Origin of the sequence: Microvirga sp. 2MCAF38, assembly GCF_052115485.1 — a bacterium.
GTDB lineage: Bacteria > Pseudomonadota > Alphaproteobacteria > Rhizobiales > Beijerinckiaceae > Microvirga.
In genome coordinates, this window is sequence record NZ_JBFRGU010000005.1 from 79,685 (window position 1) to 105,425 (window position 25,741).

At 61.1% G+C, this 25,741-nt stretch carries 25 protein-coding genes and 1 tRNA gene; 18 read left to right on the top strand and 8 right to left on the bottom strand.

The window, feature by feature from the left end; all coding sequences use genetic code 11:
- Positions 1-107 precede the first annotated feature (107 nt).
- The 14 genes from AB4072_RS11965 to AB4072_RS12030 all read left to right on the top strand — a co-directional run bounded on the left by AB4072_RS11965 (position 108) and on the right by AB4072_RS12030 (position 16,535).
- Positions 108-1,409: a polysaccharide biosynthesis/export family protein gene (locus AB4072_RS11965; protein WP_441968165.1), complete on the top strand. Its 1,302-nt coding sequence runs from the start codon at positions 108-110 to the stop codon at positions 1,407-1,409.
- Positions 1,410-1,448: 39 nt separating this feature from the next.
- Positions 1,449-2,372, top strand: a complete 924-nt coding sequence (locus tag AB4072_RS11970; RefSeq protein WP_441968166.1) for a glycosyltransferase — start codon at positions 1,449-1,451, stop codon at positions 2,370-2,372.
- A gap of 134 nt (positions 2,373-2,506) precedes the next feature.
- Positions 2,507-3,469: a glycosyltransferase family 2 protein gene (locus tag AB4072_RS11975; RefSeq protein WP_441968167.1), complete on the top strand. Its 963-nt coding sequence runs from the start codon at positions 2,507-2,509 to the stop codon at positions 3,467-3,469.
- A gap of 23 nt (positions 3,470-3,492) precedes the next feature.
- A complete protein-coding gene (locus tag AB4072_RS11980) occupies positions 3,493-5,004 on the top strand; it encodes an O-antigen translocase (RefSeq protein ID WP_441968559.1) in 1,512 nt (503 codons plus the stop codon).
- 136 nt (positions 5,005-5,140) lie between these two features.
- Positions 5,141-6,589 carry a glycosyltransferase gene (locus AB4072_RS11985; protein ID WP_441968168.1) on the top strand — a complete coding sequence of 483 codons (1,449 nt, stop codon included), beginning with the start codon at positions 5,141-5,143 and terminating at the stop codon, positions 6,587-6,589.
- Entirely contained in the window at positions 6,586-7,806 is a 1,221-nt protein-coding gene (locus AB4072_RS11990) for a rhamnosyltransferase WsaF family glycosyltransferase (protein WP_441968169.1), read from the top strand. Before AB4072_RS11985 ends, AB4072_RS11990 begins: the two co-directional genes overlap by 4 nt.
- Positions 7,807-8,054: 248 nt before the next feature.
- Positions 8,055-9,053 (top strand): glycosyltransferase family 2 protein, encoded by a 999-nt coding sequence (locus AB4072_RS11995; RefSeq protein WP_441968170.1) that lies wholly within the window; start codon positions 8,055-8,057, stop codon positions 9,051-9,053.
- Between the two features lie 215 nt (positions 9,054-9,268).
- The gene (locus tag AB4072_RS12000; protein WP_441968171.1) at positions 9,269-9,790 is read left to right on the top strand and encodes an acyltransferase; all 522 of its coding nucleotides are present in this window, start codon (positions 9,269-9,271) and stop codon (positions 9,788-9,790) included.
- A gap of 13 nt (positions 9,791-9,803) precedes the next feature.
- Positions 9,804-10,850 carry a Gfo/Idh/MocA family protein gene (locus AB4072_RS12005; protein ID WP_441968172.1) on the top strand — a complete coding sequence of 349 codons (1,047 nt, stop codon included), beginning with the start codon at positions 9,804-9,806 and terminating at the stop codon, positions 10,848-10,850.
- The gene (locus AB4072_RS12010) at positions 10,847-11,962 is read left to right on the top strand and encodes a DegT/DnrJ/EryC1/StrS family aminotransferase (RefSeq protein ID WP_441968173.1); all 1,116 of its coding nucleotides are present in this window, start codon (positions 10,847-10,849) and stop codon (positions 11,960-11,962) included. Before AB4072_RS12005 ends, AB4072_RS12010 begins: the two co-directional genes overlap by 4 nt.
- Positions 11,963-12,031: 69 nt before the next feature.
- Positions 12,032-13,012, top strand: coding sequence for an SDR family NAD(P)-dependent oxidoreductase (locus AB4072_RS12015; protein WP_441968561.1), 981 nt, complete (start codon positions 12,032-12,034; stop codon positions 13,010-13,012).
- Positions 13,012-14,148: a DegT/DnrJ/EryC1/StrS family aminotransferase gene (locus tag AB4072_RS12020; RefSeq protein ID WP_441968563.1), complete on the top strand. Its 1,137-nt coding sequence runs from the start codon at positions 13,012-13,014 to the stop codon at positions 14,146-14,148. Before AB4072_RS12015 ends, AB4072_RS12020 begins: the two co-directional genes overlap by 1 nt.
- A 161-nt stretch (positions 14,149-14,309) precedes the next feature.
- On the top strand, positions 14,310-15,578 hold the full coding sequence (locus tag AB4072_RS12025; protein WP_441968174.1) for an O-antigen ligase family protein: 1,269 nt from the start codon (positions 14,310-14,312) through the stop codon (positions 15,576-15,578).
- Between the two features lie 33 nt (positions 15,579-15,611).
- Positions 15,612-16,535, top strand: coding sequence for an FkbM family methyltransferase (locus AB4072_RS12030; RefSeq protein WP_441968175.1), 924 nt, complete (start codon positions 15,612-15,614; stop codon positions 16,533-16,535).
- Positions 16,536-16,540: 5 nt separating this feature from the next.
- Here AB4072_RS12030 and AB4072_RS12035 read toward each other — a convergent pair whose 3' ends face one another.
- The 3 genes from AB4072_RS12035 to AB4072_RS12045 all read right to left on the bottom strand — a co-directional run bounded on the left by AB4072_RS12035 (position 16,541) and on the right by AB4072_RS12045 (position 18,379).
- Positions 16,541-17,401 (bottom strand): right-handed parallel beta-helix repeat-containing protein, encoded by an 861-nt coding sequence (locus AB4072_RS12035; protein ID WP_441968176.1) that lies wholly within the window; start codon positions 17,399-17,401, stop codon positions 16,541-16,543.
- A gap of 122 nt (positions 17,402-17,523) precedes the next feature.
- Positions 17,524-18,042: an acyltransferase gene (locus AB4072_RS12040; protein WP_441968177.1), complete on the bottom strand. Its 519-nt coding sequence runs from the start codon at positions 18,040-18,042 to the stop codon at positions 17,524-17,526.
- Positions 18,043-18,244: 202 nt separating this feature from the next.
- Entirely contained in the window at positions 18,245-18,379 is a 135-nt protein-coding gene (locus tag AB4072_RS12045; protein WP_441968595.1) for a hypothetical protein, read from the bottom strand.
- A gap of 43 nt (positions 18,380-18,422) precedes the next feature.
- Between AB4072_RS12045 and AB4072_RS12050 the strand changes: the two genes are divergently transcribed.
- Complete coding sequence (locus tag AB4072_RS12050) at positions 18,423-18,833, top strand: (R)-mandelonitrile lyase (protein WP_441968178.1); 411 nt, start codon at positions 18,423-18,425, stop codon at positions 18,831-18,833.
- Between the two features lie 330 nt (positions 18,834-19,163).
- On the opposite strand, the gene AB4072_RS12055 is transcribed toward AB4072_RS12050, so the two are convergent.
- Both AB4072_RS12055 and AB4072_RS12060 read right to left on the bottom strand, forming a co-directional pair.
- Positions 19,164-20,798 (bottom strand): arylsulfatase, encoded by a 1,635-nt coding sequence (locus AB4072_RS12055; protein ID WP_441968565.1) that lies wholly within the window; start codon positions 20,796-20,798, stop codon positions 19,164-19,166.
- Between the two features lie 112 nt (positions 20,799-20,910).
- The gene (locus AB4072_RS12060; RefSeq protein WP_441968179.1) at positions 20,911-21,177 is read right to left on the bottom strand and encodes a hypothetical protein; all 267 of its coding nucleotides are present in this window, start codon (positions 21,175-21,177) and stop codon (positions 20,911-20,913) included.
- A gap of 3 nt (positions 21,178-21,180) precedes the next feature.
- Between AB4072_RS12060 and AB4072_RS12065 the strand changes: the two genes are divergently transcribed.
- Positions 21,181-21,888 (top strand): L,D-transpeptidase family protein, encoded by a 708-nt coding sequence (locus tag AB4072_RS12065; protein WP_441968180.1) that lies wholly within the window; start codon positions 21,181-21,183, stop codon positions 21,886-21,888.
- Positions 21,889-21,987: 99 nt separating this feature from the next.
- On the opposite strand, the gene AB4072_RS12070 is transcribed toward AB4072_RS12065, so the two are convergent.
- Together AB4072_RS12070 and AB4072_RS12075 are read right to left on the bottom strand one after the other, a co-directional pair.
- A complete protein-coding gene (locus tag AB4072_RS12070) occupies positions 21,988-22,209 on the bottom strand; it encodes a DUF6538 domain-containing protein (protein ID WP_441968181.1) in 222 nt (73 codons plus the stop codon).
- A 13-nt stretch (positions 22,210-22,222) separates the two neighbouring features.
- Positions 22,223-22,307, bottom strand: a tRNA-Leu gene (locus AB4072_RS12075).
- Between the two features lie 178 nt (positions 22,308-22,485).
- Between AB4072_RS12075 and AB4072_RS12080 the strand changes: the two genes are divergently transcribed.
- Positions 22,486-23,493 carry a complex I NDUFA9 subunit family protein gene (locus AB4072_RS12080; RefSeq protein ID WP_441968182.1) on the top strand — a complete coding sequence of 336 codons (1,008 nt, stop codon included), beginning with the start codon at positions 22,486-22,488 and terminating at the stop codon, positions 23,491-23,493.
- A gap of 38 nt (positions 23,494-23,531) precedes the next feature.
- Here AB4072_RS12080 and AB4072_RS12085 read toward each other — a convergent pair whose 3' ends face one another.
- On the bottom strand, positions 23,532-24,260 hold the full coding sequence (locus tag AB4072_RS12085; protein ID WP_441968183.1) for a sulfate transporter family protein: 729 nt from the start codon (positions 24,258-24,260) through the stop codon (positions 23,532-23,534).
- 118 nt (positions 24,261-24,378) lie between these two features.
- Here AB4072_RS12085 and AB4072_RS12090 point away from each other — a divergent pair, with 118 nt between their 5' ends.
- Positions 24,379-25,650, top strand: coding sequence for a flavin monoamine oxidase family protein (locus AB4072_RS12090; protein WP_441968184.1), 1,272 nt, complete (start codon positions 24,379-24,381; stop codon positions 25,648-25,650).
- Positions 25,651-25,741 lie beyond the last annotated feature (91 nt).

A 25,741-nucleotide genomic window follows, 5' to 3' on the forward strand; every position in this document is an offset into this window, starting at 1 on the left:
AAGTATTACGTCTTCCTTTCGAAATCGACGCCCTTGGTGCAGTTGCCAAAAGAATCTCTCGACCGATAATGCATCTGCGAACCTAGTATTGGCAGATGACGATCGATATGTCGAAAGCACATGGAACGAGGTGGAAGCACGCGAGTGCGTTGCTGTCGGCGTGCGCTGCCTTTACGCTTGCTCTAGCACTCCCGGTCACCGCCCACGCCGACCGTTATCCACTCGCGCCGCAGACCAAGCTGCGCGTGACCGTGGTGCAATGGATTCCATCGAAGGGCGAATACCAGCGATGGGACGCGGTCGGCGGCGAATTCACCGTTTCCGCCACAGGCACAATCGCGCTTCCGCTGGTCGGATCGATGGCCGTTGCGGATCTGGACGGCACCGAACTTGCCGCCAAGATCGCCGAGCAACTGAAGAATAAAACCGGCCTGATCAATATTCCCGACGCAACGGTGGAAATTCTGGAGTACCCACCAATCTACGTTGTAGGAAGCGTGGCCTCGCCCGGCGAACACAAGTTTCGCCCGGGATTGACGGTGCTTCAGGCTGTGGCGCTGAGCGGTGGCAGATACCGTCCGAACATTGAAAACGGCACGAAAGGCCAGCTCGGCATGCTCGGCGAGTGGCAGAGCCTGCGCGAGGATATCCTGCGGGCCACAGGCCGGATCGCACGCTTGCAAGCCGAAATCGCAGGCAAGAAGGAGATCAGCTTTCCCACCGAGTTGACCGGGGGTCCGAACAAGAAAACCGGAGCGGAGATCATCTCTCAGGAGCGCGTCATTTTTGAAGCGCGTACCAACGCCCTGCAACGCCAACTCGATAATCTCACCGAACTGCGCAATCTGTTCACGGCGGAAATCGATGTGCTCGGAAAGAAGACCGAGGCGCTCGACAACCGCATCAAGGTGGTGGGCGATGAACTGACCGGCGTCAAATCCCTCGTCGAGCGCGGCATCGCGACGGTCTCGCGAAGGTCGGAACTGGAATTTGCCGTCGCCAATCTTCAATCGAACCGCCTCGATGAAGTAACCGCCGTCATGAGGGCGCGCCAGAACCTGAGCGAGGCAACGCGAAGTGCTCTATCCCTTCGGGACAAGCATCAGACGGATGTCTCCACCGAGTTGCAGGACGCGCAGGCCAATCTCGAACGGGCGCGGATCAAGGAAGACGTGCTCAAGAAGACCCTGATTCTGAGCGACGCTTCTCCCGCTTCCAATGAGCGCCGGAACGAGAATTCACCAGACCCGGACCTTTCATTTTCAATCGTCAGACAGACGCCGGAAAAAGCCGAGGAAATCGCCGCATCGGAATCGACGGTTCTCTTGCCGGGAGATGTGGTGAAGGTTGCCATCAGCGAGCCGACGAGGCGGCAGGCGGCAGGCGCTTCGACAGAGGCCGTGCAATGATCGCGTGGGATCTTCCATTCGTGAATTCGGCGCGCTCTGATGGCTGAGGGTCCAATGCCGCCTTATCCCCGCGTGAGCGTCATCATCCCCCATCTCAACGAACCCGATGAATTGCGCCGATGCCTCGACGCGTTGAACGCGCAGAAGGTCGACGGGATTCCCTTCGAGATCATCGTGGTCGACAACGGCTCTCGCCACCTGCCCAAGGCGGTCTGCACCGATGTCACGTTGGAGCTGGAGCCGACGCCTGGCCCCGGTCCCGCACGGAGCCACGGAGCCCGTGTCGCGCGAGGCGCGATTCTGGCTTTCGTCGATGCCGATTGCGTGGCGGATGACGGCTGGATCCGCGGCATCGTCGAGTTTCTGGATCGAAATCCGGACGTGGATTGCCTTGCCGGCGATGTCCGCATCGCCCACGCCGATCCTGCTCGCCCAACCGCTATCGAAGCCTTCGAGAGCATATTCAGTTATCGTGTGAAGCTCTACGTGGAACGCGATCACTACGCGGCAACCGGCAACATGGCGGTCCGCAGGGATACGTTTCATGCCGTGGGCCCTTTTGGCGGTATCGCCACCATGGAAGACCGGGATTGGGGGCAGCGGGCGACGGCACAGGGGGTCCGCATCGCCTACGTGCCCGAGGTCCGTGTGTTTACACCATCCTGCAAGAGTTTTCCGGAACTCACGCGACGCTGGGATCGGCACATCGCTCATGAATTCGACGAGGTCGGCGATCATCCGCTCGACATCGCCAAGTGGATTGCGCGCAGTGCAGTGATGGCCGCGTCGCCCCTGGCTGAAACCATCACGATCATACGCTCGGACAAGGTCTCCAACCTGCGGGAACGCTGGCTTGCTTTCACATGCGTCAGCCGCGTTCGTCTCTACCGCGCCCGAAAGATGCTGGGGCTGTGTTTGAGACGAGATGCGACTCGCATGGTCGGGAGTTGGAATCGGGATTAGAGCCGGAACACAACACCGCTGAGGCACGCCGATCACGAGACAGGCGCTAGCCCGGAATGGTTCTGGACTTCTAAGACCGCCCATTGATACGATTTTTCTACTGTCCCATCGGCTTTGGCAAAAGGGGGGTCGTCGTGTCGACGAAGCGTCAGGCCTTTTCGTCGCCTCGGGAGCCACGTGAACGCTCCCCGGTTTCGGTTGTCATCGTCACCTACAACAGCGATTCCGTCCTTCCAGGGCTTCTGGATTCATTGTCGGCGGGGCTCGAAGGCATCGGCGATTTCGAGATCGTCGTGGTGGACAACGATTCCCGCGACCAATGCGTGGCCATTGCGAACGCTCATCCTATCCGCCCAAGGGTCATCGAGACGGGCCGCAATGCCGGTTATGCGGCCGGGATCAACGCCGCCACGGATACCATCGATCCGGATCGCACCGTGCTGATCCTGAACCCGGATATCCGCCTTCGGCCCGGAGCGGTGCGCGTGCTGGTCGACGAGCTTGCCGGTCCGACGATGGGCATCGCCGTGCCGCGCATCGTGAACGAGGACGGCACCATTGCTCTCTCGCTGCGGCGGGAACCCTCGATCATGACGGGCTGGTCCGAGGCTCTTCTGGGAAAGCTCGCGATCCGCATGGGCCTCAGCGAGGTCATCGACGATCCTCCGCTCTATCGGCGGGGCGGGAAAGTCGAATGGGCCACAGGCGCGGCCCTGGCGGTTTCAGCGCGGGCACGCCGCCTTGCCGGCGATTGGGACGAATCGTTCTTCCTCTATAGCGAGGAGGTCGATTATCTTCGCAGAGTGCGCGAAAACGGGCTCTCCGTCGTCTGCGTTCCCCAGGCCGAGATGGTCCATATCGGTGGCGATTATCTGGAGAATCCTCGGCTCTCCGCTCTGCTGGCGCGCAATCGGATCCGCTATTTTCGCCGTCATCACGGGCCCATCGCGACGGCCCTGTTTCAGCTCAGCATCGTGGTGGGCGCCGCCATGCGCTCGATGCTGGGACCGAGCCACCGCGCCGTGTTGCACGCGGCCTTGACGCCGTCGCGACCGCCCATCGAGATTGCGTCCAACACCGGAGGGGCGCCGGTTTGAGGGTTCGCGACATCGAAAAGGCGATACGCTCCTCGACGCCCCCGGAAGGCGGAGTTTCCGGTCGGCAGACTTACGTCCAGATCCTGAAATCGACAGCACAGATCGGCGGATCGTCCGTCGTGAACATCGCCTTCGGCATCATTCGGAACAAAGCCATCGCGGTGTTGCTCGGTCCGGCCGGGGTCGGCCTGATGAGTCTCTACAGCTCCATCGCCGACCTCACGCAAAACCTGAGCGGTTTGGGAATTCAGAGCAGCGGCGTGCGGCAGATCGCGGTGGCGGCGGGTTCCGGCGATGAAAATAAAATCGCCTTGACCGTCACAGTGCTTCGGCGAATGTCGATCCTCCTCGGCCTTCTCGGCGCCCTCCTTCTCGCCGGATTGGCCGGGCCGATTTCTGAATTCACATTCGGGAACCGTCAGCAGAGTGCCGGTGTGGCGCTCCTCGCCATCGCGGTCTTCTTCAGGTCGGTCTCGGCTGGCCAGGCGGCACTGATTCAAGGGATGCGCCGCATTTCGGATCTCGCCCGCATGGGCATGCTGGCGGCTTTCTTCAGCACCGTGATCAGCATTCCGCTGGTCTATCTGTTTCAGGAACGGGGCATCGTGCCCTCCCTCGTCGCGATGGCCGTCGCCTCTGTTCTCACCTCGTGGTGGTACAGCCGGAAAGTTCAGATCAGCGCCTCGCCGATGACGGTCGCACAGATGTGGCCGGAAACGGCGATGCTGTTGAAGTTGGGCGTCGCCTTCATGGCGAGCGGCTTCCTGACCGTAGGTGCAACCTATGCGGTCCGTATCATCGTGATGCGGCAGGCCGGCATGGAAGCGGCGGGCATGTATCAGGCGGCCTGGGCGCTGGCGGGTCTTTATACGGGCGTGATCCTGCAGGCGCTGGGCGCGGATTTTTACCCGCGCCTGACGGCGGTGGCCCAGGACAACCCGGAATGCAACCGGCTCGTCAACGAGCAGGCCGAGATCAGCATGTTGCTGGCCGGCCCCGGCGTGATCGCCACGCTCACCCTCGCACCGCTCGTCATGACGATTTTCTACTCGGCGGAATTCAACGCCGCTGCGAACCTTTTACGCTGGCTGTGTCTGGGCATGATGCTCCGCGTCGTGGCTTGGCCGATGGGTTTCGTCGTTCTCGCAAAAGGCGCTCAGCAGATTTTCTTCTGGACGGAGGTCGCTGCCGCTATCGTCCATGTGGGCCTTGCGTGGCTTCTCGTTCCCGTGCTTGGGCTCAACGGTTCCGGAGCCGCCTTTTTCGTCCTGTACGTCTGGCACAGCGTCCTCACTTACGTGATCGTCCGGCGCATCAGCGGTTTTCGGTGGTCGGCGACGAATCTCAGGCTCGGCATTGTGTTCCTGCCAATGGTGGGAGCCGTGTTCTGCGCCTTTTCGTTCCTTTCATTCTGGCCGGCGACGAGCATCGGCTTGGCGGCCGTCGTCCTCAGTGGCCTCTATTCTCTCAGGAGTCTTCTCAAGTTCTGTCCGCCGCATCTTTTGCCCGCTCCGATTCGGCGGTGGGTCGCATGATGGATTTGCGGAACGCGATGTCGCGAGCGCTGACTACCCCTAATTTTCTGGAACGTCCGGATGGGCGCGGGTCGACGTCAACCTATTTATGGCGAATGAAATCGGCACCTTTCCTCGCGAGTTCATGAGATCGACCATGGTTCGGACGGCCACTGAACGTTTTACCCGCGCCCTTTCGGCGGCAGCGTTGCTGGCGCAGCGCAATGGCTACCGTATTCCTCCGTTTCTTCGCGGCGGCGCAAAGCATCTTCAGTTCCTGGTCCACGAACGGGTTCCCGTCGATGACTGGAGCAAGACGCTTATCGGGAACGTCTCGCTGGGCTCGCCCCCCGCCGCCGACGAGCAAGCCGTAACCGTCGAGAGCCCGCACCATGTGGCGCAGCCGCAAAGCGGGCCGAGATTGAAATGCCTCGTCGCGACGGGCGTCCTCGACGTCGGAGGAAGTGACGAGGTCGTTGCGTTTTTGGGCAGGCGTCTTCCCGAACACGGCATCGACACGATCGTCGTCCATACGGGAAGCGTCATCTCGAAAGAACACGCCGGCGGTCGCCTTCCAACCATGCTTCGGCGCGAGGGCGTCCAGGTGGAGGAGGTCACGGAGAGATCGGCGAATGATTTGATCGCTCGCTATCGACCCGACATCATCAGCGCCCACGGCGCGCCGGATTGGTGGCTGCGCCTCGCTGCCGCGCATAAAGTACCTTATGTGGAAACCCTCCACGGCATGCACTCGTTCTTCGATACCGACTGGGCGAAAGAGGCTGAGCGCAGCTCTTCGGCGACAGCGATCATTGCCGTCAGCGAGTTGGTGCGGCGGCAATATATCAACGGAAACCGGGTCATCGATCCGCAACGGGTCATCACCGTACCCAACAGCGTCGATCCCGGCCGCCTGCCGCGGATCGATCGCGACAAGGCCCGCGAATGGTTGAACCTCGGCAACGAATTCTTGTTCCTGTCCCTCGCTCGGCATTCCTTTCAGAAAAACAATTATGGGCTTCTGACAGCATTCGAGGTCGTTGCGGAAATTCATCCGGAAGCGCATCTGCTCATCGCGGGCCGCCCCGACAATCACCTCTACGCCCAACAGCTGCTGCGGCTGCGGGATCGCATGTCGTGCCGCGATCGCGTTCATCTTCGCGACCATGCTCCCTGGCCGTCAGCGCTGTTGGCGGCGGCGGACGGTTTTGTTCAGAACTCCTATTTCGAGGGGTGGTCGCTTGCTTCCATGGAAGCCCTCTATGCCGGATTGCCCGTCATCCTGAGCGATGTGGGCGGCGCCCGGGAGCAGGTCGGCGCAACCGGCCAACGCGGCTATCTCGTCGACAATCCCATCGGAGATGCTCTCGCGGTGAACTGGGACACCATCCGCAATTCGCTTTATTCGCCTCAACTGAACCGCGACACGCTCGTGAGCGCAATGTCCCGCATGATCGAGGAGCGGGATCTTTGGACTGAGCGGCGAAGCGTCTTGCAGACAGAATCCGCCGAGCGGTTCCACCCGGACCATGCCTTGAGCGGACACGCCAACGTGTTGCGTGCGGCCGCCGCAAAGTACGCCCGGTCCGGGAAGACGTGCCCATGATCAATCGCGCTGCCTCGCAAATCGGACGCCGTCTGCGGCAAGTCCGGCGTGTGTGGCTCGCCGAAGGCCCGGAGGGCATCAGTCGTCGAGCGCGCACGGTTCTCGCCGAACAGATCAGGCCCAAGACGGCCCTATCGCCCGTTCTCCCTGCCGATGTCATCGCCGCGGATCTGACGCGTCCGTTCCAACCGCCGATGCCGAGCGCAAAGCAAGGGGAACCCATCGCCGTCAATTGGGTGATGCTTCCACCCAGTCCCGGATCGGGGGGGCATACCACCATCTTCCGTATCATCAACTACCTGCAAAGCCACGGATACAGGAATCGCGTCTACTTCTATGATCCTTATCTCGGCGATCATCAGTATTATGAATCCGTCCTCCGCACCTATTACGGCTTCGCCGGCCCGGTCGGTAATGTCGGCGAGACAATGGCGGACGGCAACGCTGTGGTCGCCACCAGTTGGCCGACGGCTTATCCGGTTTTCAATGCACGATGCGCAGGCAAGCGCTTTTATTTCGTTCAGGATTTCGAGCCGTACTTCCATCCGGTGAGCACGGCCAGCATTCTCGCGGAAAATACATATCGAATGGGTTTTCACGCCATCACCGCCGGCCGATGGCTGTCGGAAAAGCTTCGCGCCGAATTCGGAATGGACGCCGACCCTTTCGACTTCGGCTGCGACACATCCCGCTATGAGCGCCGCTCGGGATTCGAACGGGGCGGGATCGCGTATTACGCGCGCCCCGGTGCCGCACGCCGGGGTTTCGAGCTCGGCGTCATGGCGCTCGAAATCTTTGCCCGAAGACAACCCGACATCGACATTCACATTTACGGCGACAAAATCGGCACGCTCCCGTTCAAAACCGTGGAACATGGGGTCGTGAACCCGGATCGGCTCAACGAAATATACAACAAATGCTTTGCCGGATTGAGCCTTTCGCTCACGAATGTCTCCCTCGTGCCCCACGAAATGCTCGCCGCTGGATGCATTCCGGTCGTCAACGACGCGGAGCACAACCGCATCGTTCTCGACAATCCGTTTGTCCGGTATGCACAACCGACTCCTGAGGCCCTGGCGGCGGAACTGGACGCGTTGGTGAGTGAACCTGCGTTCGATTCTTTATCGCGTGCCGCGGCGGCAAGCGTAAATTCCGCGACATGGGATGATGCCGGGGCCCGTGTGGATGAAGTTTTTAGGCGAGTCACACGGACCTAGAGAGCCGAATCCGATCTTCGTCAAAGAGGCGCGCCGATACCAACATCTTGGCTTTCCAGTAACACCTTAGAGTTAACTGCTTCGCTGGACCGCCGGGACTTTGCCGATATAAACTTATCAACTGCGCAATAGGCCGATCACGAATGATTACCGCTCATGTCGAATAATCGGAGTCTTCCGTAACGACGTTGAAAGCTCGAATGCCGCGTCCTCGATACATGTCGTCCTTTGAAGGGAGCGTCCGTGCGATGAGTTCTGTCGATGTGATCATTCCTTGCTACAATTACGGACATTTCCTGCAAGAGTGCGTCCAAAGCGTTCTGTCCCAAGCGTCGGTAGAGGTTCGCGTTCTGATTCTTGATGATGCTTCCAAAGACGACACCGCTGAAGTCGCGGCCGACCTCGCGCGCGCGAACGGGAATGTCACATTCGTGCGCCACGCCACGAACAAGGGGCATATAGCGACCTTCAACGAAGGGATCGAATGGACAAGCGCAGACTACTCGCTTTTGCTTTCGGCGGACGATTATCTCCTACCCGACGCTTTAGGGAGTTCTGCGAGGCTGATGGACCGGCACCCGGAGATTGGATTGACCTTCGGCAAGGTCATCCAACTGCAGGAAGACAACTCTTCCGCTGAAATCGATCCTTTCAAGAAAGGGCCGCCGCAGGCCGGTGACCGCGTCATGAGCGGCGTGGAATTCATCGAATATAGCGGCGGGTCGAACATCGTTCCGGCACCGACGGCGATCGTTCGGACGGAGCTGCAAAAGCGTCTGGGCGGCTACCGACCGGACATGCCTCATACCGGAGACATGGAGATGTGGTTGCGCTTGGCAGCACATGCCTCGGTCGGGTTTGTCGACGCGTGTCAGGCGGTCTACAGGCGTCACGACGAGAATATGTCCCTCATGTACAGCGTGGATGGCATGTTGCCGGACATTCAGCAACGAAAGGCCACTTTCGATTACTTTTTCCAAACGAGCGGCGCGAATTTACCAAATGCGGATCGACTGAAGCGTAAAATCTACAGGGCGCTTGGATCCATCGCCGTGGGCAAGGCGAGTTTTGCGTTCAACGAAGGCAATCTGGAACTCTCGGAGAAGCTTTCTCAGTTTTCGCTTGCCGTCTGTCCCGACATAAAGCGCTCGGTGCCCTGGGCAAAGTTCGCTTGCAAACGCATGCTGGGCTTCGAGAGATGGCAAGCCGTGCGTTCCGCGCGCGATGCTGTGGTCAAGCTTCGATAACGATCGTCTTGAAAGCGATTCGGTAAGAGGCATCTCGAACGCGCGGCGTCACGCGATTTCTAAAACCAGTGTTAATAGCAGACGCTCGCCTTACTACCTAAGGGTGAGATTTCCAGGGCGTCATCGCCCCCAAAGTGAGTAAGCCGCATGAATGCTTTCTCCGGCGCGTCGGCGAACTAGCTTTAACCGCAGCAAGATGTCCTGGGGTGAACCGAATGCCCGTAGTCAACGTCACGCTCAGCGATGGTGTCGTCATCACACACCCGGATCTCGTCAATCTCTACGGTTGCTCCATCGGTTCCGAAACGCGAATCGGTCCGTTCGTCGAAATCCAGAAGAACAGCAGCATCGGCAAGAGCTGCAAAATCTCGTCTCATTCCTTCATCTGCGAGGGTGTGACCATCGAGGACGAGGTCATGATAGCGCATGGGGTCATGTTCACGAACGACCTCTACCCACGCGCCGCGAGCGAATCCGGTGCGATGCTGACGGACCAGGACTGGGAATTGGTGCCGACCATCGTACGGCGCCGCGCTTCCATCGGCTCGAACGCCACGATCCTCTGCGGCGTGGTGATCGGTGAAGGAGCGATCATCGGATGCGGAGCCGTCGTTACACGCGACGTTCCCGACCACGCCATCGTGGCCGGGGTTCCCGCTCGCGTCATCGGCGACGCTCGTGACCGGGCCAAGCCGCATACGGACAATTCGCGCGCAAGCGCTGTCGGAAACGGCTGAGGGAGTGGCGGGAATGATCGGTGTGGGGATTATCGGTTACGGATACTGGGGCCCGAACCTTGCCCGCTGCGCGGCGGAGGCGGATGGCTGTCACCTCGCCTCGGTCGCGGACCTCTCTCCGGCGGCCCGCCGGCGCGCTTCGCAGCGCTACCCTTCGGCGGACATCGAAGAGGATTGGCGCAGTCTCATCGCCAATCCGAAGGTCGATGCGGTCATCGTCGCGACCCCGACCCGCTGGCATTTCGAGCTCGCTCTCGCGGCACTTCACGCGGGTAAGCATGTGCTCGTCGAGAAACCCATAGCCTCCTCCTCGCGAGAAGCCCGCATCCTGATCGAAGAGGCGGAGAGGCGCGGCCTTGTCCTGATGGTTGACCACACCTTCGTCTACACAGGCGCCGTGCAAAAAATTCGGGACCTCATCACGAGCGGCGCCGTCGGCGATATCTATTACTACGATTCCACACGCATCAATCTCGGTCTCTTCCAAGCCGATGTGAATGTCGTCTGGGATCTCGCCGTGCACGATCTCGCCATTCTCGATTTCGTCATGGATGCCAGCCCGCTCGCCGTTTCAGCCACTGGAGCAGGGCATATCACGGGCAGCCCGGAGAACATGGCTCATCTCACCTTCTACCTGGAAGGCGGGGCGACAGCACATCTCAATGTGAACTGGCTCGCGCCGGTCAAGGTCCGCCGAACTCTCATCGGTGGAAGTCGTCGCATGATCGTCTACGACGACGTCGAGCCGAGCGAAAAGGTGAAGGTCTATGATCGTGGCGTCTCCGTCGACGGAGAGGCGGACCTTCCGCGAGCCGAGGAGGAACTCAACCGGCTGCGGCTCAATTATCGCATGGGCGACATCTGGACTCCGCAGCTCTCCGTGAAGGAAGCGCTGCTCACCGAGATGGAGCACTTCGCGCAATGCATCGAGAACGGCACAAAACCGATGACGGGCGGTTCGAGCGGACTGCGCGTCGTGACGCTTCTTGAAGGGGCAACGCAATCCCTTGGAAGGCGTGGCCAACCCGTGGAACTTGCTGGCATGAGGGCCGCATCATGATCCCATTCCTCGATCTCAAGGCCCAATATCGCGCCATTCAGGATCCGCTTGAGCGAGCCGTGCTCGACGCCTTGCGGAGTTGCGATTACGTGCTCGGCGATCCCGTGAGACAATTCGAGGCGGCCTTCGCCACGTTCTGCGGTGCCCAGGAAGCGATAGCGCTCAACAGCGGAACGTCAGCCCTCCACCTTGCGCTTCTGGCAGCTGGGATCGGCCCCGGCGACGAGGTCGTAACCGTGCCGATGACGTTCGTCGCGACCGTCGCCGCTATCCTCTATGCGGGTGCGACGCCTGTCCTCGTCGATGTCGACCCCGATACTTTCACCATGGATCCGAAGGCCTTCGAGGCTGCCATCACGCCGCGCACCCGCGCCGTGATGCCCGTTCACCTCCATGGGCGCCTCGCAGACATGAAGACTATCTGCGAGATCGCGCGCAGGCACGACATTCTCGTCATCGAGGATGCGGCGCAGGCTCATGGCGCCGAGTTGGACGGACGGAAAGCGGGCACCTTCGGGGCGATGGGCTGCTTCAGTTTCTACCCCGGCAAGAATCTGGGTGCGTGCGGTGAGGGCGGCGCCATCGTGACCGACGATCCGGACCTCGCCGCGACGCTCCGTTGTCTGCGTGATTGGGGACAGGAGGGAAAATACAACCACGTGCGCCACGGGTTCAATTACCGGATGGATACGCTGCAGGCGGCGGCGCTCGACGTGAAGCTCCGGTTTCTTCCTGCATGGACCGAGGCCCGGCAACGGGTCGCGACGCTCTATGACGGTCTTTTGGCGCAAACAACGGTGCGCGCGCCGCAACCCGCTGGTCTTGATCACGTCTATCACGTCTATGCGGTGTGTGTTGAACGGCGGGACCAGGTGCGGGCCGAGCTCGCGGAAGCCGGCATCGCGACAGGCATTCACTACCCGCGCCCGGTCCATTTGCAGCCGGCCTATTCGGCGCTCGTCTCCGGTCCGCCCCGGTTTCCGGTTTCCGAATGGCTTGCCGAGCATTTCGTGTCGCTTCCGATTTTCCCCGAGATGACAGAGCGGCAGGCCGACTTCGTGGTCGACGGGCTGATTCGTGCGGTCGAGGAGCGTCGTGTGGAGACGGTCTGACACGAGCGTTTGAATTCAACTGCTTTGCTGCTCTCACCGGAGGTCGTCATGACGTCGTTTCACACTTCGCTGACCGGAAAGCGCGCTCTCGTGACAGGCGGAGCGGGATTCGTCGGATCGCATATCGTCGATCTTCTGGTCGAGGCCGGGTGCAGCGAAATCGTCGTGATCGACAACATGATCCGAGGCCGGCCGGAAAATCTGGAGGATTCGCTCGCAAGCGGCCGCGTGAAGCTCATCGTCGGTGATATTCGTGACAAGGACCTGGTGCGCAACGCCGTCAAAGGCATCGACACGGTTTTCCACCAGGCGGCTTTGCGCATCACCCATTGCGCGACAGAACCTCGCACCGCCATGGAAGTCATGGTCGACGCCACGTTCGATCTCTTCGAGCTTTGCGTGGAAGAGAGTGTGCGCAAGGTCGTCATGGCCTCTTCGGCTTCCGTCTACGGAATGGCCACGGAGTTCCCCACGACGGAACGTCAGAACCCTTATGGCAACCGCACGCTGTACGGAGCGGCCAAAACCTTCGGGGAGGGTCTTCTTCGTTCGTTCAACGACATGTATGGCCTCAACTATGTGGCGCTGCGCTACTTCAATGTGTTCGGCCCGCGCATGGATATCCACGGCCGATATACGGAAGTGATGATCCGCTGGATGGAGCGGCTCAATGCGGGCCTGCCGCCCGTCATCTTCGGTGACGGCTTGCAGACCATGGACCTCGTGCATGTGCGGGACGTGGCGCGGGCCAACATTCTTGCCGCCACATCGCCCGCGACGGATGTGACCCTCAATATCGGAAGCGGAACGGAGACGTCCCTTCTGGATCTCGCGCGCAGTCTCGCGAAAGCGATGGACTGTCCGGGTCTCGCGCCGATCCACGAGGCGGAGCGCGCCGTGAACCCGGTTCCCCGCCGTCTTTGCGATCCCGACGCCGCCGAGCGCCTGATCGGCTTCAAGACGGGTCTCGATGCCGATGCGGGCCTCACTGAGCTCGTCGAATGGTGGCGCAGCCGCTCGGTTCAACAGGAAGAGAGGGGGGTCGCGTGATGATCCCGATCATCGCTCCCTTCATCGGTGAGAGCGAAGCCGAGGCGGCTTCCGCCGTCGTGCTCTCCGGCTGGCTCTCTCAAGGCCCCGAAGTCGCCGCTTTCGAAAAGGAATTCGCGGAGGCGGTCGGCGCCGATTACGCTTGCGCTGTCTCGAATTGCACGGTCGCCCTGCATCTGGCCCTCCTCGCGGTCGGCGTCGGGCCGGGTGACGAAGTCGTTCTGGCGAGCCACACCTTCATCGCCTGCGCGAACGCGGTGCGTCAGTGCGGAGCGGTTCCGGTTTTCGTCGACATCGACCCCACGACTTTCAATATGGATCCGGAGCTGGTCGAGGCAGCGATCACCGAGCGCACCAAGGCGCTCATGTGTATCCACCAGATGGGCATGCCCTGCAACATGGAGGCTCTGCTGCCGTTGGCGCGCGCCCACGGGCTCGCCGTCGTCGAGGATGCGGCCTGCGCCGTCGGCTCCGAGATCTTCATTGGAGGCGAATGGCAACCGATCGGATCGCCGCTCGGGGATGTCGCCTGTTTCTCGTTGCACCCGCGTAAGCTCCTCACGGTGGGCGACGGTGGCATGCTGACCACCGCGAACGCCGAATTCGATCAGCGTTTCCGTTTGTGGCGGCAGCACGGCATGAGCGTGCCGGACACGGTCCGCCACAAAAGCCAGACCGTGATCGTCGAGGAATATCCGGTACCGGGCTTCAATTACCGTCTCACCGACGTGCAGGGCGCCATCGGGCGCGCGCAACTCAAGCGGCTCGACGACATCGTCTCTCGCAGGCGCGAACTTGCAGGCGCATACCGGGAGATGCTGAACGCCATCCCCGGCGTATCGGCTCCCGACGAACCGGAATGGGCCAAAACCAATTGGCAAAGTTATTGCGTCCGTCTGCCCGAGGGCGCACCTCAGATCGAGATCATGCAGAAGATGCTGGACCGGGGCGTCGCTACCCGGCGCGGCATCATGTGCGTGCATCTCGAACCAGCCTACGCGGATACGAAACCGCGCTTCCCTCTGCCTGAATCCGAGCGCGCGCAGAAGGGCAGCCTTCTCCTGCCCCTCTTCCACCAAATGACGGAGGACATGCAGAACCAGGTCGTCTCCGCGCTCAAGGACGCCCTGGCATAATGCGAACTCGGATCGAACGGAGAGGCAAAGGCTCCCCGCTGATCCGTAATCCACCGGAGCAGGCGCCGAAGACGAGCCGTCGCATCGGCGCTTCGAGAAACGACAACGTCCCCGCCGATCCCCGACTTGAGCGATCCCGCCGAAAGAGATTGCCCTGGCCGGTGGCGTTGTTTCTGCTTGCGCTGGTCATCCCCTGGATCATCCAGATCGGCCCGACACGCATGTCCGTCTACCGCATCGTGTTGCTCGCCACTCTCCTGCCGACGTTGTTCATGTGGGCGAGCGGGAAGGCGGGGAAGATCAGGACTGCCGACATCGCCCTCCTGCTGTATTCCCTCTGGGGGGCGCTCAGTCTTGCGGTGAACCACGGCTTCAGTCTCGCGCTTCAGCCCAGCGGCATTCTGTTCATCGAGACGGCCGGGCCTTATTTTCTCGCGCGATGCTATGTTCGCGACGCGGACGATTATTACAATGTCATTTCCCTGCTTTTCAAAATCGTCGTCGTGACCCTGCCGTTCGCGATCGTCGAATCCATCTCGAACCGCAACGTCCTGCTGGAGCTGTTCAGCCAGGTTCTCCCGACTCCGCGCGACACCAACTACGATCCCCGTTGGGGCCTGCGGCGCGTGCAGGGCTATTTCGAACATCCGATCCTTTTCGGTGTCGTCATGTCCAGCATTCTCGCCCCCGTGTATCTGGTTCTCGGCTACCGGCAATCTCTCCTGAAAAGGTCGGTGAAGACGGGAATTGTGGCAGCCGCCACTTTTCTTTCCATGTCGGCGGGCCCCGTGACATCGATCACCGCACAGGCGCTCCTCCTCACCTGGAATCGCGTTCTCGGAAACTACAAGGAACGCTGGAAACTCCTTTGGGGCATGGTGCTGGCGCTCTACGTGTTCGTCGAACTCGCATCGAACCAATCGGTCCCGGAATTCTTCATGACGCATTTCTCGTTCGACGAGGGATCCGCGTATTATCGCGTGCTGATCTGGCGCTATGGCTCGACGACCGTCGTCAACCATCCGCTTTTCGGCGTCGGGATGAACGAATGGGAGCGTCCCGATTGGATGCCGGCGAGCATCGACATGTATTGGCTGATCCATGCCATCATGTACGGCCTGCCAGCCGGGCTCATGATGATGCTCGCATTCTCGTCGATTTTCACGAGCGTCAGTTTCAAGAAGGGCCTGAACGCGAAGCTCGTCGACTACAGATACGCGTTTCTCTTTTCCATGACCGGATTCTTCCTCGTGGGCTGGACGGTTCATTTCTGGAACGCCACTTATGTGCTGTTCCTGTTTCTTCTGGGGAGCGGAGTCTGGCTCCTGGATGCAAAGCCCGAGGGTGACGCCGCAGAGCAGAATCGTCCGCGACATCGCCGAGCGGCCACACGCGGCCACGCGATGGTTGTCGAGGAGGCGTCGGCCTGACGTTCGATCGTTCTTTTGGTGAGGTGCGAATACATGCCGTCCATTACCGCCCAACGACGGTTCGAGGAAACAGCGGGCCGCCTGCAATCGGCGGCGCACAAATTGCGCTGGGGCATGCGCGCCGTCGGCGTCGCGGAGACGATCCGGGGCGCGGCCCGGTTGATGACGCTTCGTCTGCGGCGGCCGCCGCGCAGCATGGTCGCGCTGCGCTCAGGTCCCGTCCTGGAATTCGACTATCCGAGCCAGTTCCCGCCGGTGCTGGTGATGTTCGGCGATCTGATTGATCCCGAATATGCGTTTCTACGCGAAGTCTCCCGGCCCGACTGGGTGATTGCCGATGTGGGTGCGGCCATCGGTCAATTCACGGTCTTTGCGGCAAGATTACCCGCGGCAACCGTACATGCCTTCGAGCCGAGCGGCGCCAATGTGGCGACGCTGCAGCGCAACCTCGCGCGCAATGGCGTTCTCGAGCGCGTGACGATCCATCAACTGGCTTTGTCGAATGCGGACGGCCAGTCGATCTTCGAGACGACCGGACACACATGGATGAGCCGTCTGAGCGACGCACCGGCGGAAAACGGCGAGGTCGTCACCGTCCGTACGCTCCCTGATCAGCTTCAACGATCCGGCATCGCCCATCTCTCGGTGCTCAAGGTCAACGTCGCCGGATTCGAGCCACAGGTGCTGGAGGGAGCGGAACCTTTCCTGGCGGAGGGCAAGGCCGACATCCTGATCCTCCTCCTGGGGCTGCCGTCGCTTCCCTGGTACGAAAAGATCTCCCGGCATGGCTACCGGTTTTTCTATTACCATCCGCTGGAAAGATCGCTCTACGAGGTGAAAGCGTTCGACGAGAGATCCGTTCTCGACCACAGGCCATGGCCTGCCCGCCACATCATCGCGATCCACGATTCGGCTATCGCCAGAACGCTGTCGTCGGTCAAGATCCGCACGCAATGAAGTCGTCAGCGCTTTGAGGGAGCGCCCTCGACGTTGCCTGCCATGTGGGGCGTATTCTTGTTGATCGAGAAAGATCCCCAGCGACCCTTGCCGACGTAGTTGTTGGTGAAGGAGACGCCGGTGACCGCGCCACCGGTGAACTGCCCGTCGGAATAGATCGTGTAGCCACCGCCTGAGAGATAGTTGTTGTCGACCGTGATATTCGTGATCGGTCCGAAATAATTATCGATCATGATCGCGGACGTATTGTCGTGATCGTTGATGACCGTGTTGTGCCGGATCGTGACGTTCGAAACATTGCCGTCGATCTGGATGCCGTCATAGTGCGGGCCCGACCAGTCGGACTTCAGGTCGTGGATGTAGTTGTCCTGGATCAACGTTTGCGATCCCGCAACGTAGATGCCATCCTCGACATTGTGGATGTTGTTTCGCAGGAAGGTTCCCGCGCCGCTGATGCCGCGCACGCCCTCGGCAGCCAGACCGTCGATCTCGCAGTTCTGGATCGTCGCGCCCGAGCCTCGGATATCGATCACGGTCCAGTTGGCGGCCGCAATCCTGCTGTTCTGCAACGTGACGTTCGAAGCATTAATGGTCACGACACCCTTGATGTCGAGCCCATCGATGACCGCTCCCGGCGTGCTGATGGTCAACGCTCCGGACGGCGTCAGTTTGGTTCCGGCGGGAACGCCGGTATTTGTCGCATCGGGAAAGCCCGAAGGGGGAGAAGGAGAGCCGCTCTGCGCAGCCGTCTGCGCGAAAGCAGGCCCCACGATGAGAATACCGACGGCCAAGGCCAACCCATTCTTTTGCAGGAGTGAAAATCGGCCAGATCGACGGCGGAACTGCCAAAGCCAGATTTCGAGCATGCCGTACATCCTCATAACCGTCGGTGAGTTTCTTCAGCGCGTGCAACGGAAACTCATCGTATTTGCAGAGGGTTCCGAAATTTGCGGCAAGACGACGAGGGCGCACCGGCAGTGCGCGAGAGCTACGGCTCTTCGGGTTCCACATCGCCCATGACGCGCGCGGGGCATCCCCAAACCTTTTTGCCTGCCGGTACATCGCTGTTCACGAAGGACATGGCGCCGATGACGGCGGAATCGCCGATGGAGACCCCCCTCGCGATAACCGTATTGGGGCCGATATAGACGCCGTTGCCGATCACGGTCGGTGAACGCGCGATGGGCTCCCGACCAAGAGTGACATTGCGCCGAACGGTATCGTGGGAATAGATCTGAACACCCGATGAGATCGCGCAGTGATCGCCGATCCGGAGCCCGCCCATGCCATCGAGAACCACATTCGGACCGATCCAGGTGTTTTGCCCCACCGCGACGTCTCCCAGGATCAGGACGTTGTCGTAACAGGACGATCCCTTTCCGAAGCCGTATTCACGCGCATTCTCCCAACGGTCGGTGAGCAGATCCCCAAAGGACACGCGTCGTTGGAATTTTCCGAGTTTTTCCAACTGGAGCAGGCGCTGCAGACGCTTCAGTCTTTCAAACATCCTCCGACTCCGCAAAGCACCAGAGTTTGATGCCGCATGATCCGGGCGAACAACCGGATTCCACTTGTTCTGATCATGCTCTAGGGAAAGATTCTATATCTGTTTTTCGCTGAGCCAAGACCGTGTGAGATAGCATTAAGTGGCTAAGTTCACGACTGCGTTTGCGCCACCCCGCGTCCGGAACTACAAAGCAAGATGAGACTTACTGTGAAACCTCGTTTTCAGCCTCGGTAACGCGGCGGCTCGGGTAATAGAGATGATAGCCTGAAAATGGTGGACACCAATCGGCGAGCACATGGATGAGACGGCCGTCGGCAATATCATCCCCGCGCCTCATCAGCCGCGCGGCGCCTCAAATTCCGATCCGAAGGAGAAGAACGATGGAGATCAAGCGAAGCGGTTCTCAGGCCTCCGGCAAGGGGCCGGCGGATTGGTTTACCGGGACCGTGCGCATCGATCCGCTGTTCCAGGCAACCGCTCCGGCGCGCGCAGCCGGCAACGCGGTCACGTTCGAGCCCGGCGCTCGCACCGCATGGCATACCCACCCTCTCGGCCAAATCCTGATCGTCACGGCAGGCTGCGGCCGGGCTCAGCGCGAGGGCGGACCGGTCGAGGACATTCGACCGGGTGACGTAGTATGGTTCGCGCCTGGCGAGAAGCATTGGCACGGCGCGGCGCCGACCACGGCGATGACGCACATTGCCATTCAGGAGGCATTGGACGGCAAAGCCGTCGACTGGATGGAGCATGTCACCGACCAGCAATACGAAGTTGGTTCAAAGACCGGGTGACGGTTGGCCGCGCCCCACGCCGCATCACTTTCCCAACACATGTCCGTGCTCGTCGCTACCCAGAAAAACTGGAGCAGTTGACCGGTCTCTGAGCGAATGGCCTATTTTCTTTCGACATGCCGATCCAATGAACGGAACAAACAATATGGCGAGCTTTCGCTACAAAACTTTTGGTTACGCAGCTCCGACGACCGACATATCGAGCGGCGGCTGCCGCTCTTGAGCGGGCTCCACAGCATCGAGACGGCGTTGTCGTAAATACATTCGCCACGACACGCCTGGCGACGCCCGGGAGTGCGCGCGCCACGCACTCCCGGTAGGGGATTTCGGTTACTGACCTTCGCGGGACTGGACCATCTCTTTGACCTTCTCTTTCACCGCATCGAGATTGAACGAGGCGGGTTTCTGCATCGGCGGATACTCGATTGCCGTCTGCGCCAGTTGCTCGACGTATTGCTGCACCATGACGAAGCGCCAGAACTCCCGAGCGAAGAAATCGTTCATGTAGCCGGGCGCGCCAGTGTTCGTCGACTGACCGCGATTTTGGGGCGTGCGCTCGAAAGGATCCCAGCGAAGATTGACGAGCGTTGGCATGTCGGTCGTGACTTTTTCCCCCGGCCATCCCCAAGGCTGCTCGAAGAATGTGAACTTCATGTCATCGAGACGAACCGCACCGAGGGCCGGGCCTCCGAAGTAGAACAACTCGTGGCGCTTAGATGGGCCCTTGCCGGTGAGCAGATCCATCTGGTTGTAACCATCGAGATGGTTCTTGTAAGTCCGGTCGCCGAGCTTGACGCCCTTCAGCAGTTTATCGGCAATGGTGGGATCGCCTGCCGCCGCTACCAGCGTGGGGAACCAATCGAGGCCGGAGAATATTCCGTTCTCAATGGTGCCCGGCTTGATCTGGCCTGGCCAGCGGATGATGCTAGGCACCCGGAAACCACCCTCGCCGACGGTCCCCTTGGTGCTCTTGAAGGGTGTCATGCCACCGTCCGGCCACGTGAAGACCTCCGCACCGTTGTCCGTGGTGAAGATGACGATGGTGTTATTGGCTTCGCCAATGTCATCGAGATGCTTGAGCAACGCGCCGACGCTGTCATCGAGCTGCGCCATGCCGGCTTCCTCGAGACCGTAACCCGTCTGGCTATTCTGCTGCGACGCGTACTTCTTCGACAGGAACGTCCAGACGTGCATACGCGTCGTGTTGTGCCAGATGAAGAACGGCTTGCTGTCCCTCTTGGCTTTGTCCATGAAGTCGCTGGAGGCCTTGACCAACACCTCGTCGAAGGTCGTCATGTCGTACTTCGCCTTCAGGAACGGCAAGTCGTGCATGTTCGGCACGTTCGACATGTCCGGAAACGGCGGCAGCGGGCCTTCGTCGACGATCCTCTGCTTGCCGATCTTGCCCCAGCGCGGCATCTCCGTGGAATCATCCGTGTCTGTCGCGTAGCTGTGGATCAGGCTGCGCGGCCCGTATTTGTTGTAGAAGTCCTGGTCGGATGGAAACGAGAACCAGTACGGATCGGACATGGCGTCGAGGTGGTACAGATATCCGAAAAACTCGTCGAAGCCGTGTACGGTCGGGAGATACTTGTTCAGGTCGCCAAGGTGGTTCTTGCCGAACTGCCCGGTGGCATAGCCTTGTTCCTTCAAGGCGGTTGCTATCGTTACGGCCTGATCCGGGATGCCGACGTCGGCCCCAGCCTGCCCCACGGTGGTCAATCCAGTGCGGATCGGCAGCTCGCCGGTGATGAAGTTGGCGCGGCCCGCGGTGCAACTTGCTTCCGCGTAATAATCGGTGAACCGCATACCTTCGGACGCCAGCTTGTCGAGGTTTGGCGTCTTTCCTGCCATGATACCTTGATGATAGGCACCGATGTTGAACCAGCCGACATCGTCGCCCATGATCACAACAATGTTGGGCTTCTTCGGTTGCTGCGCTATCGCTTGCGGGCTCGCCGCCATCAACGCAACGGACAGTGCGAGTACGCTGAACGCGATACTTCTTGCAATACACATGATCCGTATCCTCCGAGTTTGGCACGCGAAAGCTTGCAATGCCGGCGCTTGTCGGAAATCACCGCGTGCGCGAACGCATCCGTGCGTCTTCCGGCTGTTGCTCTTTCAGCTTAAGTGAAAGTCGCTCGAACGATTTTTGTTCGGTAGAATGCTCCAGATCATAGGATTGATCGGAATCGAGCCGACCCAGCCATCCCGCGCGGCGGGCGAAGGCCCGGGCTTGCCAAGCGAGCGGTGTGACGGCAATCTTAAGCTCAGCAAAACGTTCAGCGGGTGTATGCCGGAGTATTTTCTCGTCGGGCAATAGGACATGGGAAACCGCCAAATCATGATCATGGACCGTGAGAATGCCAATACTGGAGGGACAGACGAGGCCGCTTTGCTAGGGCTTCGGTCTGGGCTTCTCACCCGCCGGTCGTTTCTGGTCGGCTCGGCTGTCGGTATCGGCGCGCTGGGGCTGGCCGGCTGCGCATCTGACGGCATGAGCCTTGCCGAAGCGGCGAGGGTCTACGGGCCGGTGCCCGAGGAAAAATTCCCGATCCCGGCGGTCGATGTCAGCAAGGTCGATCCGAAATATTATCGCCGGACCGTTCGCTACGACACCAAAGAGGCGCCCGGTACGATTATCGTCGATCCCGGCAATTACTACGTTTACCGCATCGAGGACGACGGCACCGCCACCCGCTATGGCGCCAATGTCGGCCGCGACGGGTTCCGGTGGAACGGTGAGGCTTATATCGGGCGCAAGGCCGAATGGGCGACCTGGACCCCGCCCAAGGAGATGATCAAACGCCAGCCCGAGGCGGCCAAATACGCCGGCGGCATGCCGGGTGGCCTCGACAATCCGCTCGGCGCCCGCACGCTTTATCTCTATCAGAACGGCGCTTACACGCTCTACACGATCTACGCCAGCAGCGACGCCGAATCGATCGGCACAGGCATCACAAGCGGCTGCGTCGGTCTGCTTAGTCAGGACATGATGCATCTGTACGAACGGACGCCGGTCAAGACGAAGGTGATCGTGTTGCCGGCATAGCAATAGCGCAGCCCCGGTCGGACGCTGCCGGTGCGGGCAGAAAACGCCTCACCTGCCAGGCCCATCCACGTGGCCCGCCGACCATCCCTGCAAAGACGTTCAATCGAGCGGGTTACGGGGGGAGGTCTTGAGGCTGAGTTTGATCTCGCGCTTGCCGATGATGGATCGGAGGTCGTCCGGGACGCCTTTGCGAAGCAATAAATTCCGGTCTTGGGATGCTTCCAGGGACGCGACATCGAAAGGGCCATGTGTACTACCCGTGTGTACCACTCGGGCAGCTCGAAGCCTTTGATTTACCTGGATTATTTTGCGGATCAACACCTTAGGGTGTTGTTGGTGCCCAGGAGAGGACTCGAACCTCCACGGTGTTACCCGCTGCTACCTGAAAGCAGTGCGTCTACCAATTCCGCCACCTGGGCATGCCTTACGGCGGGATCCGTTTACGGTGCGCCGGGCTTTCCGTCAATCGTTGAAAATGGACCTTCTTGCATTCAGGACCGCTTGACCTCTTCACAGGGCTCGAACGTTTGACTAGAGACGTTCAAAATTCGGTGTTTGTCCGAAACTCGACATTTGAGCAGGCCCAGGAGGCTTTTCATGATCGGCGCTATCCGCACGCCCGCCCAGCAACTGGTCACGGTTTTCGGCGGCTCGGGCTTTCTCGGCCGCCACGTGGTGCAGGCGCTTGCCAAGCGCGGCTATCGCATCAGAGTGGCGGTGCGCCGGCCGGATCTCGCCAATTTCCTCCAGCCTTTGGGCACGGTCGGCCAGATTCAGGCCGTCCAGGCGAATTTGCGCGATCCGGCTTCCGTCGCCGCCGCCGTGAAGAATGCTGATGTGGTGATCAACCTCGTCGGGATCTTGCAGGAGAGCGGTCGTCAGGCTTTCGACGCTCTGCAAGCGCAGGGCCCCGCGCGGATCGCCCAGGCGGCCGCGCCGACGACGCGAATCATCCACATTTCAGCCATCGGCGCCGACGCGCAGTCCGAATCGGCTTATGCCCGCTCGAAGGCCGAAGGCGAAAAGGGCCTGCACGCCTTGCGGCCCGACGCGATCATCGTGCGGCCCTCGCTCATGTTCGGGCCGGGCGACAGCTTTTTCAACCGCTTCGCGTCGTTGGCGCGAATGCTGCCGGTTTTGCCCCTCGCGGGAGCCGATACCCGGTTGCAGCCGGTCTATGTGGGCGATGTGGCCGAGGCTATCGCGAAGGCCGTGGACGGCACCGTGCCGGGCGGAAAGATTTACGAATTCGGCGGCCCCGAGAAGCGGACGTTCCGCCAGCTCGTGCAATATGTTCTCGACGTGACCGAGCGCACCCGCCTGATCCTGCCTCTGCCGAACGCCGTTGCGCGGCTTCAGGGCAGTGTCCTGGGCTTCCTCGACAAGCTCACCATCGGCCTTCTGCCGGACGAACTCGTGATGACCCGCGACCAGGCGATTTTGCTGGAACGCGACAACGCGGTCTCCGAGGCGGCGATCCGCGAAGGGCGCACGCTCGAAGGCCTCGGCATCACGCCGACGGCCATCGAGGCCATCGTCCCCGCCTATCTGATACGCTTCCGCAAGACCGGCCAGTTCGACCTCAAGCGCAACACGGCGGCCTGAGGGTTTTCATCCGAGATGACGTGGATGGCCGAGAACGGTTAGCCGTTCCCGGCTTCGATCCGCGAAGCGGCCGGGCGCACGTTCAGGCGCGCCTGCGCCGCCAGGCGCTTGTGCACGTGAACCATCATGGCGACGCCGAAAAGCGGCGTCAGCAGGTTCAAGATCGGCACCATCACGAGACCCGCAATCAGCGCGCCCGCCGGGAAAACCGTGCCGCGATTCTCAACGCGCATCCGCGCGGCCTCGGGAAGCGAATGGAAGCGGCCCGCCGCGAGTTCGAAATATTCCCGACCGAGCAGATAGGCGTTGACGATGAAGAACACCGCGATGTTCACGCCGGGGATGAAGAACAGAAGAAGCGCTGCGAGATTCACCAGAAGCGAGAGCCCGGCAAAACGCAGGCCGTAGAGAAGCGCCCGGCCGAGCGGCAGGGCCTGCCCCGGCGGATCGGCCGGAAAATCGCTACCTTCGACCACCTCCGCCACATCGTCGAGGAAATAGCCCGCGACAATGGCCGAGACCGAGGGGAGCAGATAAGCGAGCGCAATAAAAAGCCCGGCCCCGGCGAGGAAGAACGCGAGGCCGTCGAGGATCGGATAGGTGGCGCTCAGGGAATGCTGGTCGAGAAACACGCTGAACAGGCGCGTGAGGCCAAACCACACCAGCGCCAGGAGCGCTGCGGTCAGTGCCAGCGATTTCCACAAGATGCGCCGCAAGCCGGGCGACAACACCTGTCGCCACGCCGCATAGGCCGCCTGAATCAGCAATCGCTCCTCCATCCTCAAAACGAAAGGCCGTGGCGGAATGCGCGGCCACGGCCTTTTTGAGATCACGCAGACTTTACATATGAACGGTTCCCCCGCAAGGCGAGGGGGAGGTTTCGCCATGCTGCCAGTTTTCGCACCTACCCTTACGCCCCTGCCGAACGACCCGGACGTGGTGATCGTCGGCGCGGGCACCGCCGGCATCGCCGCCGCGCGCCACCTGATCGCACAAGGCGCGCGGGTCGCGGTGCTGGAGGCGCGCTCCCGCGTCGGCGGGCGAGCGGTAACGAGCGCGATCAAGGGCCATCCCCTCGATCTCGGCGCGCATTGGCTCCATAACGGACCGATCAATCCACTGGTGCGGCTTGCCCGGGAGAGGCGCGAACGCCTGCGCCTCGCGCCGCAGGAGCGAAACCTGTTCATCGACGGGCGACCGGGAGGCAGCCTGCCCGGCGCCCTGATCGGCCGTGCCTTCGCCATCGCCGACAGAGCCCTGAGGAACGCGGCGCGCCAAGGCCCCGATCTGCCCGCCGCCAAGGCGCTTCCGTCCCTGGGGCTTTATGGCCGGCAGGTCACCAAGATCCACGGCCTCATCTCCGGCCGTCCCTTCGATCAGGTGAGTCTGCATGACGTGCCCGACATGGATTACGGGGACAATTTCTTCATCGCGGGCGGGCTCGGCGCCTACATCGCCCGCCTCGCGAGCGGATTGCCGGTCGCGCTGAACACCCCGGTCGAAGACATTGCCTGGTCGAAAGAGGGCGTGCGCATCACAACCTCCGCCGGAACGCTGAAAGCCAGGGCGGTTGTCGTGACCACGCCGATGGCTGTGCTGCAACAGGGTGTCATTCGCTTTTCGACCCGTCTGCCCGAAGCGCTCCAGAACGCGATTCATTGCTTCACGCAGGGCGTCTATGAGCACGTGGTGCTGCACTGGCCAGGCTCCCCCTTTCAAGGCGCGGATCGGCTGAGCCAGTTGATCGGCGGCCACACCGAGCCGCCGGGATTATTGAGCCGCATCGACGGCACGCCCTTCCATTTCTTCGAGCTCGACCAGCCGCACGCGGCCCATCTCGACGGCCGCGACGCAGATGCCCCAGCGCGGTTCGTTCGCAGGGTCTTGAGCGACCACTTCGGCCACCGGGCCATCCGGGATCTCAGTGTCTGCGCCGCCACCACATGGCGGCACGATCCATGGTCACGCGCCTCCTGGGCCGTCGTGCCGCCGGGTCTCGTCAGCATTCGCGATGCGCTGAAGGCTCCCGTCGATGACAGGCTCTGGTTTGCGAGCGAGGCCCTCTCCCGCGCCCAATGGGGCACGGTCGGCGGCGCGTGGGAGGAAGGGACGCGGGTGGCCGGGGAGGTTGCGGAGCGGCTTAAGATCGACGCCTGACCTCTTGATCCGGTTTCTGCTCGCAGAAAATCTCGCCGCGGCACGCACCATGGATGAAAGCCGGTGCACGCCGGAACCGGGCGTCGCTTGG

What these genes read in the sequence shown, in the direction of transcription:
- AB4072_RS11965 (WP_441968165.1), top strand. Translation starts at nt 108, where the DNA reads ATGTCGAAAGCACATGGAACGAGGTGGAAGCACGCGAGTGCGTTGCTG.
- AB4072_RS11970 (WP_441968166.1), top strand. Translation starts at nt 1,449, where the DNA reads ATGGCTGAGGGTCCAATGCCGCCTTATCCCCGCGTGAGCGTCATCATC.
- AB4072_RS11985 (WP_441968168.1), top strand. Translation starts at nt 5,141, where the DNA reads ATGGTTCGGACGGCCACTGAACGTTTTACCCGCGCCCTTTCGGCGGCA.
- AB4072_RS11990 (WP_441968169.1), top strand. Translation starts at nt 6,586, where the DNA reads ATGATCAATCGCGCTGCCTCGCAAATCGGACGCCGTCTGCGGCAAGTC.
- AB4072_RS11995 (WP_441968170.1), top strand. Translation starts at nt 8,055, where the DNA reads ATGAGTTCTGTCGATGTGATCATTCCTTGCTACAATTACGGACATTTC.
- AB4072_RS12000 (WP_441968171.1), top strand. Translation starts at nt 9,269, where the DNA reads ATGCCCGTAGTCAACGTCACGCTCAGCGATGGTGTCGTCATCACACAC.
- AB4072_RS12005 (WP_441968172.1), top strand. Translation starts at nt 9,804, where the DNA reads ATGATCGGTGTGGGGATTATCGGTTACGGATACTGGGGCCCGAACCTT.
- AB4072_RS12010 (WP_441968173.1), top strand. Translation starts at nt 10,847, where the DNA reads ATGATCCCATTCCTCGATCTCAAGGCCCAATATCGCGCCATTCAGGAT.
- AB4072_RS12020 (WP_441968563.1), top strand. Translation starts at nt 13,012, where the DNA reads ATGATCCCGATCATCGCTCCCTTCATCGGTGAGAGCGAAGCCGAGGCG.
- AB4072_RS12030 (WP_441968175.1), top strand. Translation starts at nt 15,612, where the DNA reads ATGCCGTCCATTACCGCCCAACGACGGTTCGAGGAAACAGCGGGCCGC.
- AB4072_RS12035 (WP_441968176.1), bottom strand. Translation starts at nt 17,401, where the DNA reads ATGCTCGAAATCTGGCTTTGGCAGTTCCGCCGTCGATCTGGCCGATTT.
- AB4072_RS12040 (WP_441968177.1), bottom strand. Translation starts at nt 18,042, where the DNA reads ATGTTTGAAAGACTGAAGCGTCTGCAGCGCCTGCTCCAGTTGGAAAAA.
- AB4072_RS12045 (WP_441968595.1), bottom strand. Translation starts at nt 18,379, where the DNA reads ATGAGGCGCGGGGATGATATTGCCGACGGCCGTCTCATCCATGTGCTC.
- AB4072_RS12050 (WP_441968178.1), top strand. Translation starts at nt 18,423, where the DNA reads ATGGAGATCAAGCGAAGCGGTTCTCAGGCCTCCGGCAAGGGGCCGGCG.
- AB4072_RS12055 (WP_441968565.1), bottom strand. Translation starts at nt 20,798, where the DNA reads ATGGCGGCGAGCCCGCAAGCGATAGCGCAGCAACCGAAGAAGCCCAAC.
- AB4072_RS12065 (WP_441968180.1), top strand. Translation starts at nt 21,181, where the DNA reads ATGATCATGGACCGTGAGAATGCCAATACTGGAGGGACAGACGAGGCC.
- AB4072_RS12080 (WP_441968182.1), top strand. Translation starts at nt 22,486, where the DNA reads ATGATCGGCGCTATCCGCACGCCCGCCCAGCAACTGGTCACGGTTTTC.
- AB4072_RS12090 (WP_441968184.1), top strand. Translation starts at nt 24,379, where the DNA reads ATGCTGCCAGTTTTCGCACCTACCCTTACGCCCCTGCCGAACGACCCG.